This is a genomic window from Puniceicoccales bacterium, from assembly GCA_031255005.1.
Taxonomy (GTDB): Bacteria; Verrucomicrobiota; Verrucomicrobiia; order Opitutales; family LL51; genus JAIRTH01.
On sequence record JAIRTH010000034.1, the window covers coordinates 17238 to 27806 of the forward strand.

The 10569-nt window shown below is 40.6% G+C and carries 10 protein-coding genes; 6 read left to right on the plus strand and 4 right to left on the minus strand.

Annotation, left to right across the window (positions count from 1 at the left end):
* Positions 1-2: 2 nt before the first annotated feature.
* Positions 3-1475, minus strand: coding sequence for an Asp-tRNA(Asn)/Glu-tRNA(Gln) amidotransferase subunit GatA (gatA, locus tag LBH49_03600; GenBank protein ID MDR0351699.1), 1473 nt, complete (start codon positions 1473-1475; stop codon positions 3-5).
* Between the two features lies 1 nt (position 1476).
* Positions 1477-1776, minus strand: a complete 300-nt coding sequence (gene gatC / locus LBH49_03605; GenBank protein ID MDR0351700.1) for an Asp-tRNA(Asn)/Glu-tRNA(Gln) amidotransferase subunit GatC — start codon at positions 1774-1776, stop codon at positions 1477-1479.
* A 113-nt stretch (positions 1777-1889) separates the two neighbouring features.
* Between gatC and LBH49_03610 the strand changes: the two genes are divergently transcribed.
* From LBH49_03610 to LBH49_03635, 6 genes are all read left to right on the plus strand, one after another.
* Positions 1890-2771 carry an ATP-binding cassette domain-containing protein gene (locus LBH49_03610; protein MDR0351701.1) on the plus strand — a complete coding sequence of 294 codons (882 nt, stop codon included), beginning with the start codon at positions 1890-1892 and terminating at the stop codon, positions 2769-2771.
* Between the two features lie 57 nt (positions 2772-2828).
* A complete protein-coding gene (locus LBH49_03615; GenBank protein ID MDR0351702.1) occupies positions 2829-3611 on the plus strand; it encodes a helix-turn-helix domain-containing protein in 783 nt (260 codons plus the stop codon).
* A gap of 135 nt (positions 3612-3746) precedes the next feature.
* A complete protein-coding gene (locus LBH49_03620; GenBank protein ID MDR0351703.1) occupies positions 3747-5075 on the plus strand; it encodes a GldG family protein in 1329 nt (442 codons plus the stop codon).
* Positions 5050-6381, plus strand: a complete 1332-nt coding sequence (locus LBH49_03625; GenBank protein ID MDR0351704.1) for a DUF4340 domain-containing protein — start codon at positions 5050-5052, stop codon at positions 6379-6381. The genes LBH49_03620 and LBH49_03625 overlap by 26 nt, the downstream gene beginning before the upstream one ends.
* 21 nt (positions 6382-6402) lie before the next feature.
* Positions 6403-7503, plus strand: a complete 1101-nt coding sequence (locus tag LBH49_03630; protein ID MDR0351705.1) for a UDP-N-acetylglucosamine--N-acetylmuramyl-(pentapeptide) pyrophosphoryl-undecaprenol N-acetylglucosamine transferase — start codon at positions 6403-6405, stop codon at positions 7501-7503.
* Positions 7504-7568: 65 nt separating this feature from the next.
* A complete protein-coding gene (locus tag LBH49_03635) occupies positions 7569-8594 on the plus strand; it encodes an MBL fold metallo-hydrolase (GenBank protein MDR0351706.1) in 1026 nt (341 codons plus the stop codon).
* A 43-nt stretch (positions 8595-8637) separates the two neighbouring features.
* On the opposite strand, the gene LBH49_03640 is transcribed toward LBH49_03635, so the two are convergent.
* Entirely contained in the window at positions 8638-10038 is a 1401-nt protein-coding gene (locus LBH49_03640) for a hypothetical protein (GenBank protein MDR0351707.1), read from the minus strand.
* A 39-nt stretch (positions 10039-10077) separates the two neighbouring features.
* On the minus strand, positions 10078-10569 hold a 492-nt coding region (locus tag LBH49_03645), incomplete at its 5' end, for a hypothetical protein (GenBank protein ID MDR0351708.1).

Below are 10569 nucleotides of genomic sequence, written 5' to 3' on the forward strand. Positions count from 1 at the left end.
TTTTATATTCCTATATTAGGCACTCTATTGACAAAGTCGTGATTATCTTCGAACTGTTTAGCGGCCATCATGATATCAGTTTCATGGAATGGCCTAGCCATGAGCTGCAATCCAATGGGTAATTTTTTACTGGAAAATCCACAGGGAATTGAAATGGCTGGCAGGCCTGCCAAACTCGCCGAAACGGTGTAAATATCGGCTAAATACATCGAAAGCGGATCATCTAATTTTTCGCCAATGCGAAAGGCCGTGCAGGGTGAAGTCGGTGACAAAATAATATCCACCTCATTGAAAGCCTTGAGAAAATCCTCGCGAATTTTCGTCCTAACCTTTTGAGCCTTAATATAATAAGCATTGTGATGGCTTCTGCTTAGAACATAGGTACCAAGTAAAATTCTACGCTTGGCCTCGGCCCCAAAACCTTCTTCCCGAGATCGAAAGTATATATCCACTGCGTTGGTGGTATTTTTGCTGCGCCTAGTATATCTAACACCATCAAATCGTGCCAGATTCGAAGAGGCTTCGGTGGTCATGATGATGTAGTAAACCGGTACGGCATATTTGGTATGAGGCAATGAAATTTCTTTAATCTTGAAGCCGTTTTTCCCATAAAAATCCACAGCTCTATGGACCGCTTCCCTGACCTCATCGTCGAGGCCATCGGCAAAATATTCCTTCGGCAATCCAATTGTTTTCGGGAAATTCTCCATTTCCAGATATTTTACATAATCAGGCACATCGACTCTATAGCTGGTGGAATCCCTAGCATCATGGCCAGCTATGGCTTGCAATAATATGGCCACATCCCTAATGCTACGCCCCGTAGGACCTATCTGATCGGTGGAACTGGCCAATGCCGCTAAACCATAACGACTTACCAGGCCATAGCTAGGCTTTAGGCCCACAATGCCACACAGCGAAGCCGGTTGCCGTACGGAACCTCCGGTATCAGACCCCAGCGCAACGGGCACCTCTCCGGCACATACCGCCGCCGCCGAACCACCACCACTGCCACCTGGTACACAATCCAAATTCCATGGATTATGGGTGATTTTAAATGCCGAATTTTCGGTGGACGCCCCCATGGCGAATTCATCCATGTTTAGGCGACCCCAAAGCACTGCACCGCAATCTTTTAATCTCCTTATGACCGTGGCATCATAGGGACTGATATAATGTTCCAAAATTCTACTGGCACAGGTCAATGGCTGACCTTCCTCGGAAATTGCATCCTTTATGCCCACCGGTATGCCATCCAAATCACTCAATATTAATCCATTGGATCGTCTTTTATCTGATTCTCTGGCCTGATTCAATGTTTTCTCTTCATCGTAACTTAGGAATGCTCCAATGCTTCCATCCAACGACTTTGTGCGATCTATGAATACGCGGGTCAGTTCCTCCGAGGAGACAATCCTACGCCTCAGCATATCGCTCAATGCCGAAATGGATTTATAAAAAAATTCCTCTGCCATACTATTCAACCATTTTAGGTACAATTATTTGATTTCCAGATTTCTCCGGGGCATTTAGCAAAGCCTTGGCCACGGGAAAACTTTCACCAATATCATCATTGCGCCAAATATTATAAATGGGAAATGCATGGGCAATAGGCTCCACATCGACCACATCAACTTCCTTTAGTTGATCAAAATATTCTAAAATATCCCTCAGCTGACCTGTCAGCTTGCATTTTTCTTCCTCGGTTAATTCTATTCTTGCCAGCTTGGAAATCAGATCTATATCAATGGATGTTGATTGTTCTGGTGAATTCATCTCACCGCAGAAAAATGTAAAGACAACCTAAAAGGTCAAGTTATTGTTTGCATTTTTCATCCAAAAGAAAATGATCAACTATATATTATAATTATAGATTTATTACATATCCCATGAATACCTGTTTAGAATATTCTAATCTTGAAAATATCGCTGCAGTAGATGCTAAAAATGCTAGTTTTGGAAATACAGGAAAGCCAATGACATTGGTCCGAGCCGAGTCACTTAATATTACCTTTCACAGCACCAGAGTTTTTTCTCTATTTGGTAGTCGCAAAGTAAACGCACTGAAAAACGTCTCATTCAATATAAGATACGGCGAATCCCTTGGCATTGTCGGTGAAAGTGGTAGCGGCAAATCAACTCTTATCAATGCCATAGCCAAGCTGGTTCCAGTGGAATCTGGTATGATATTTATAAATGAAGAAAATGTTACTCACATGTCCTGGCAAAGTTTTAAGCCCTACAGAAAGCTGATCCAAATCGTGTTTCAAGATTTCTGCAACACATTGAATCCGCACATGACTGTGGGGGAAATTCTACTCGAACCACTGGATATAAGATTCAAACATGCACCAAAATCATGGAAAATCTCCAAAGCTAAGTCATTGCTAGATATAGTTTTATTATCCACATCTCTGATATCAAGATATCCGGATCAACTAAGTGGCGGCCAACGCCAACGAGTATCCATAGCGAGGACATTGGCCATGGAGCCTAAACTGCTCATTTGCGATGAGATAGTGAGTGCTCTTGATGTATCAGTGCAGGCCCAAATCCTCCATTTACTCAAAGCGTTAAACAAAGAAAAGGGTATTGCCATTTTGTTCATATCCCATGACATCGCCGTCACCGAATACCTCTGCGACAATATGATGGTAATGAAAGATGGAAGAATATTGGAATATGGCCCATCGAAAATGATATGCACCTGCCCACAACATCCATATACTGAGGAACTTATATCATCTGTCCCATCTATACATGTCGGCTAAACCTTTCGCCAAAAATCAGTTGCCTTTTGATTAATTTTGACAAATTTCGATAAGCATATGAGCAATGGATTAGGCGAACTCCTTTCTAAAGCAAGAGAAAATCTGGGAATTTCTTTGGAAACAGCCTCCGATGCAACAAAAATTCGCATGGATTTTTTGGAGCACTTCGAAAAAAATTCGTTCGATTTCAATCTGCCTGATATATATAAACGAGAATTTCTAAAAACCTATGCCGAATTTCTAAAGCTCGACATCCAGGAAATTATGAAGCTTTGCCCGATTAAGGCCTTTGTGCCACTTACTACTTCATCTAAACGCCGCGAAATGGTACAGCAGGTGGCCCAAAAAAGCCTGGCCGTCGACCATAGCAATCTGGAGGTAAAATCTGACCCAGAGTCAGATGATAGCGCAGAATCCAATTATAAATCAAACCTAACCAATATCAAAAAAAAATACACCTACATTGCCGCCGCTCTGTCTCTATTCCTATTGCTATTCATATTTTTACTATCACGGCATTCCTCCCATCCAGACATCGGACCATCCAATGCCACTGGAAAAAACAATTCAACCATGGCTTTGGACACAGCAACCACACCAAAACCCATCAAGAAAAAATTTTCCCTCATGGCCACCGATGGCGTGAAAATTTTGATAAGAACCAGGGATAGCAAGGATACCATTTTTTCTGGTACGATGAATAAAGGTGGCGAGAAAATAATCGAATACACCTCACCTATTCAGATCTATTACGACAACGGCAGTGTGCTATCGATAGAACTATCCAGCGGCGAAAGATTACATTTAGAAAGCGGTCTCGGCGCCATAGAAATAAAATAGCCCGAACCATCGATGGAAAATTTCAAGGCAGCAAGACTAATCAGAAAGTTAAATAATACGCTGGCCATTTTGGTAGCAATTTCCCTGTTCCTAACCATTAACATATTGTCCTGGAATCATTTTAAGAGGATTAATATGGCAAATAAATCCAGTACAACCCTATCCGACGAATCGATTCATATACTGGATAGCATAGCCAATGAGGTGGAAATTTTTGTGGCCTACGAACATCAGACCGACGCAGATGACCAAATATTTGTCCAACCGGTGAAAAAACTTCTACAGGAATATCGTGCCCATTGTCAAAAATTTATAAAAACCACATTCATTGATATAAATAAGCAGCCGCGGCAAATCGATTTGCTCAGAAATCGTTTTGGTGAAATCGATGGCAATTCGGTAGTGATTTCCCAGAGTGATAGGTTTAAAATTATCACCGCCTTCGAGCTTTACGATTTTTCCAACGAAAATGATACGATATTTTGCGCCGAAGAGGTAATATCAAATTATCTGGCCGCATTGACCAGTGGGAATAAAAAATCCATAGTATTTACCGTGGGCCATGGCGAGATGTCCATCGACAACCCCAGTGCATCTAACGGCATATCTTCGGCAGTAAGTTCGCTCAAAAAACATGGCTATGATGTACTTACAAAACACATTGCCGACATAAATAACAGTAGCGACGATCTGAATCTTATCGTCATTGCCGGACCTAGAACGGAATTCATCGACACCGAAGTCGATGCTCTGGAAGATTTTCTTTCCCATAAAAACGGCAAGCTATTGATATTGCTCAGTCCGTTGAAACACAATGGCTTGGATGACCTATTTTTTCGCTGGGGAATCATCGCTGATGACATGACATTGGTCTCCAAGGATCCGGCCGACTCGGCTAATAATGGAGACAATATGGTTAGAATCTTCGCAGACCATCCGATCACTAAAGCCATGACCGGTATGCAATTAACTGCCATATTCGGAGCCACACAACCAGCCAGACCAGACCTGGGGGCCAACACCAGTCAATTGGTAATCACTCCACTTTTGGAAAGTTCGGTAAATACCTTCGCCAAATTGAACTTCGATAAAGACCAAAACGATAGAAACTTCGATCCAAACACAGATCTTCCAGGGCCAATTCCTCTTGCAACTCTTTCGGAGAGAATGCTGAACAAATCAACTGGCATAGACATAAGCCGAGGAAAACTCCTGGTGGTTGGCAACTGCAACTTCATTTCAAATTCAAGGATACATCTGCTGGGGAATCGAATTTTATTTAACAGCATGGTAAACTGGTTAACTAATGATAATCAATCCCTTAGAATACAGCCAAGAATCCTAAAACAGTACATGGCCAACCTTTCGAAGGGTGATATTCTATCCATCGCCCTATGGATCGCTCTGCTACCCTTTGTCATTATATTAGGTGGAATTTATGTCTGCTTTGTGCGGCGCAAATAAAATGAAAAGACTCCTAAACACAGTGCTTTTGTCGATGGCCCTTCTAATTTCTTTGGCACTCCTGGGCTTCGTAGTGACCAGAAATGAACACATTAGGCAAAATATCTTCCTGAATGATAATGACCTAGCCACTGCTAATCGCATAGAATATATCGACAATCTCCGAGGAACTCAGATGGTGATGGTAAAGGATAAAAATAATTGGATGGTATCTCAACCCTTTGTCTGGGAAGCAAATAGATTTTCCATTGAGAACTTATTCGATGGTCTAATCCAGCTTCGGATGAAAAAGACAAACCTAAAGCAACCTACGACTCGGAAACTGACCATAAAAACCAAGCGCCACGATTATGTAATAGCTTTAGCCCACAATATTCTTACATTTCTTGGAGAAATATATATCTCTGATGAAATAACGAAGATCAATAAAATATTGGCCAAACCCGTATCCTATTGGTGCCAACGAGAACTATTTAGCGACAACCAAGCCAACATTGACTCGGTGATTTTTGCCATCCCGGCTTCGGACAAAAAATACCTATTGACGAAGCACAATGATCTGTGGAAATTCGAAGCTCCCATCTCGATTAACGCCGATGCAAAACTTGTGGACGCGGTGCTCACAGATATATTTAGAATGGAAGCTGAACAATTTTTCAGTGAACAAACCTGCAATATGCAGGAAATCGGCCTGGCCACTCCGGAATGTCGCCTATTGGTCCAATGCCGAGACTCACAGATAACCATCGACATAGGCAAATGGTTCCAGCCCAGCGAAAACCTTTTCTTTGCACGGATTCACAATAAAGATGCAGTGATGACAGTGAAAATTAAAAATATGGACCAAATTTTGGATCCTCTGACCAACCTCTACGACAGAAAAATTGTAGATATGACCAATATCACATCCATTGGCGTTTCCCGGGGATCAACCAAATGGTTTTTACAAAAATCCGACTCCGGAGAAATTTGGAAGCTGGTGAACAAGGATAAAAAAACTAAAGAATGGGTGACCACATCGGTGGATGGCGATAAAATCGATACCCTGCTGGCAATCATATACAACTTGAGATCCAAGGCATTGCGATTCGGGCCAGAGACACAACCCCAGGATGAACAATCCGAAATAAAATTAACCCTGGAATCCAATGAGAAAATAACCTATGAAATATCAAAGATTGACGAAGATTGGATCATAAAAAAAAGTGACAGTAATTTTTCGCACTTGATCAATGGAGAATTGTCGACTATCCTAATAACATGGTCCGAATCGCATCAATCAGAATTATTAAAAGGCGATGATTGAAGGACAACGAATAATAACTTTATGAATAACATATTGATAGTCTGTGGTGGATCCGGTGGCCATATAGCTCCGGGGCTGGCTGTGGCCGAAGAACTTCAGGCCAGAAATCACAGATGCTTTGTATGCACCAGCCAGAAAAAAATAGATCGTAGATTTATTGAAAAATATTCCCAATATCAATTTATCACGACCAATTCGTTGCCATTTTCGAAATCACCACTAAAGTTTTTGAAATTTATATTCTCCCAGAGCAAAGGAATTTTCTCAGCACTTAAAATATTAAAAGAGAAACAAATAAGTTGCACAGTATGCTTTGGTGGATTCACAGCCGTTGGTTTTGCCTTGGCATCGAAATTAAAAAAGATTCCGATTGTATTGCATGAATCGAATATCATCGCCGGCAAATCCACCAGAGCCCTGGCAATGTTGGCAGATCTCATTATCCTTCCGAGCAGTGGAATAAAGACCAAATTGTGTGCAAGAAACGAAAAACTTGTCCGTCTTGGTATACCGGTCCGAAAGGAGCTATGTGCCATTAATAAAAATCTTGCCAAGGAGACATTAGGAATCCAGAGCCGAGAAAAGTTGCTATTGGTTTTGGGAGGTAGTCAGGGAGCCAAAGCTCTCACCGACTGGGTCCGAGACAATGTAAAAAAATTCGCTAAACATCGCATAAATTGCCACTGTTTATGCGGCCTAAACACAAAAAACGAAAAAGTGACCGATGGAAATTGTAGCATTATCTTTCAATCATTCAGTGATGATATGAATGCTCTACTTCACGCCGCCGATCTGGTGATAGCCAGAGCTGGAGCCAGCACCATCGCCGAATGCGTTGCCTGTCATACTCCAATGATTTTGGTTCCCTATCCACTTGCTGCAGAGAATCATCAGGAAGAAAATGCCAATGAAATAGAACAACATGGCTGCGCTGTGAAAGTAAGCCAAAACCAAATTAATGTGTTATTTGACCTGGTTATTTCCATGATTACCGACAGTAAAAAACTATCTCAGATGGCGACTGCCTGTGCAGCCATGGACGGCATCGATGTGGCCGCCGAGATGGCCGATAGAATCGAAAAACTGATGACTGCCAAAGTTATTCATGGAACAGAAAAATGAATTATTTGAAAATATTATTTATTTTTGTAGCTGTGGTTTCAATTTTGGTGACTTTTTATATCAATATGCCCAGGTTCGGAAAACTACCCGAAGGAATCCATCTGGAAAGAATTCAGCAATCGCCGAATTATAGAGAAGGAATGTTTCATAACATCCATGAGACTCAGCTGTACACCTCTATCACGAATATATTCCGGACGCTGGTGGATTTTTTTATGAAACATCAAGACTGCAAGCAGGTACCATCGGTGAAGACGGATCTCATGGCTCTGGCTAAAACCGAGGACATTCTCGTTTGGTTTGGCCATTCGTCCTATTTCATTCAGATCGATGGAAAGAAGATACTGGTGGATCCGATTTTCAGTCAAATTCCCTCACCGCTACCATTTTTACCATTTCCTAAAGCCTTCCCTGGCAGCAACATATACACGACCAATGACCTACCTGACTTAGATTATCTTTTCATAACCCACGATCACTGGGATCACTTGGACTACGAAACGGTAAAAAAGTTAAGACAAAAAATAAAAAAGATCATCTGTCCGTTGGGTGTGGGCGCCCATTTTAATCGCTGGGGATTCGACGAGAAAATTATCACCGAGATGGATTGGAACGAATGGATTATTATGGATGGAAATGTCCACGTCCATTGTCTACCGGCCAGGCATTTTTCCGGCCGAGGATTTTTAAAAAACAAGTCGCTATGGGCTTCATTTTTTATTAAGACGCCGAGCAACTTTAAGATATTTTTCAGTGGAGACGGTGGCTACGGCGATCACTTTGCAAAAATAGGTAATTTTTTCCATGGCGTGGATTTGGCGATTATGGAGAATGGGCAATACAATGAAAATTGGCGAGACATTCACATGTATCCCGAGGAGACGATCCGGGCCACCGAGGATCTGCGGGCCAAGGCAATGCTACCGGTACATTGTGGAAAGTTTTCGCTGTCGACCCACCGCTGGGACGAGCCGATGGAGAGAATATACGAGCTTGCCCAGGGAAAGAAGTTTCGATTGTTGACGCCCCAGATCGGCCAGAAAGTGGAACTCCGCCACCCCAACCAAACCTTCCCCCCCTGGTGGAAGTAGCTACATTAGAAAACAATTTTACTATTTTTTTACCATCAAATGATTATTTTTTAGATGGTGGCTGTTGTGACGGCAATGGTGGTGGCCATGTTGCATCTCCAGCGCTAACTTTCGTAACACTACCATTATTGGCAAATGTTACGGTAAGATCATTATCGAAACCAGCTGAAGAGGTAATATTTGGCATTCTAATTCGGAAAACACCTGGGAAATTAATGAATAATTTAGAGTTACAATAATACACACAATCCACACACCCTTCGCCACATGGCTTTTCTGAAATTACCACCATTTGTTTAGGTCCACCCTGCGTGCTTGTATATCCAGCAATTATCGGACCACAGGTTTCACACATATCCCTTTGGGTAAAGAAAAATTTTCCTCTTTGCTCGGGATGAATAGTAGAATTTACAAAATTTCTATAGATATACATCGGCTCGCTGTGGCATAGTTTTGATATACCATACATAGGAGAGTTTTCCCAAAAATTACCAGTAGTAGGCTCTGTTGATTTTTTCCATTCCATAACAAAGCAACTATTGCCTGATATCTCAGTGCCTTGGGATTTTGCCGTTTCTGTTATTTTGTTTTGTACATCTTTTGGATATTTTTGACTCACCAAGTAATTCAGTTTATCATCTTTATCTAATTTTTTTAATATACTTAGACCATATAAAGCAGCCGCAGATGCTTCCGGTAATACATGATTAAACGAATTGTAGTAGGTTTCTAAATTATTTAAATATTCATCTAGTATATCTATGGCTGCTTTTTTTACTTGGTTTCCACTATCATACATGTTCTTCTCTATATTTTCCTTTAGTTTATTAATTTTATTGTTGAACTCGTTTTGGTTGCTCTTTATTGCATTAAATTCACTAATTATTTGATCCACGTCATTAGAAACTATTTTAATGAGGAGTTTTACATCTTTACTTTTATTCAGAATATTAGTTTTCGTTAATTTTTCGATTATTAGTCTTTTTGTTTTTATATTTTCAGCAATTTTCATCTCATAATTATACAATGCATCACGAATGGTACCGGAATTTTGTGGACATACTATATCAAAGAAATCCAAAATCACGACATTGTTAGTTTGTAGATTAGTTTGTAGATTAGTTTGTAGATCAGTTTGTAGATTAGTTTGTAGATCAGCTTTACCTGTCGTGTTAAACATTGGCCACATACCAGAAATATATACAGAATATTGCTGATCTTCTTTTGCAACCAATACATTCATACCTTTGATTTCTTCAGACATAATTTTATCTTTTTTCACGTATTGCATTATATTGCTTACGATACTCAAAAAATTACTATCAACAGTAACATCTGCAGAATAGGAAGTCGTGCAGCACAGACTTCCTAGAAACACCAAGAGCAGAGCATAAAAACTTAGCGCTCTGCCCATTATATATTTTTCCCTTATTTTTATATTCATAGTAAAAAAAATTCACATCTCACTGATTAAAATTCACATTTATAACCCATTCCAATCTTCTATCATCCAACCTTTTCGCCTACCAAACTCAGCTATATATTCACATAACTCTTGAATCAATTCATTATACAACCGGTTACAATCCTCACAGGGCACATCCCTAAGATCACTTATAAAAAATTGCAACTCATCAGTTCCATAATAGTCTGTCCGCATAAGCAGTTCATGAAAACAAGTTTTTATCAAGTTTATATCATCTTTTCTATCATTTTCACCTATCATTTTTCTCCTATTATCTTTAGCTTTAACGTTCCAATTTTTCCAATCTATCGTTAATCTTTCAGATGCATAAACTAAAACTTCCATTTTAGATCTCGCCTCTAACACATCCATCATTGCATGAGTTTCTTCCTCCTCCTCGGTATTAATCTCTTCCTCTTCTTCGGTTAACATTTCTTCCTCCTCACTGGACCTTTCGGATCCACTCGGTGAATTGCTCTGCCCAGGAATCATCGGCGGCTTTCCGCTAGC

Bases quoted from the DNA above. Each gene is read 5' to 3' on its own strand.
- gatA (MDR0351699.1), bottom strand. From the start codon at position 1,475: ATGGCAGAGGAATTTTTTTATAAATCCATTTCGGCATTGAGCGATATG.
- LBH49_03630 (MDR0351705.1), top strand. From the start codon at position 6,403: ATGAATAACATATTGATAGTCTGTGGTGGATCCGGTGGCCATATAGCT.
- LBH49_03615 (MDR0351702.1), top strand. From the start codon at position 2,829: ATGAGCAATGGATTAGGCGAACTCCTTTCTAAAGCAAGAGAAAATCTG.
- LBH49_03610 (MDR0351701.1), top strand. From the start codon at position 1,890: ATGAATACCTGTTTAGAATATTCTAATCTTGAAAATATCGCTGCAGTA.
- LBH49_03620 (MDR0351703.1), top strand. From the start codon at position 3,747: ATGGCAAATAAATCCAGTACAACCCTATCCGACGAATCGATTCATATA.
- LBH49_03640 (MDR0351707.1), bottom strand. From the start codon at position 10,038: ATGAATATAAAAATAAGGGAAAAATATATAATGGGCAGAGCGCTAAGT.
- LBH49_03625 (MDR0351704.1), top strand. From the start codon at position 5,050: ATGTCTGCTTTGTGCGGCGCAAATAAAATGAAAAGACTCCTAAACACA.
- gatC (MDR0351700.1), bottom strand. From the start codon at position 1,776: ATGAATTCACCAGAACAATCAACATCCATTGATATAGATCTGATTTCC.
- LBH49_03635 (MDR0351706.1), top strand. From the start codon at position 7,569: ATGCCCAGGTTCGGAAAACTACCCGAAGGAATCCATCTGGAAAGAATT.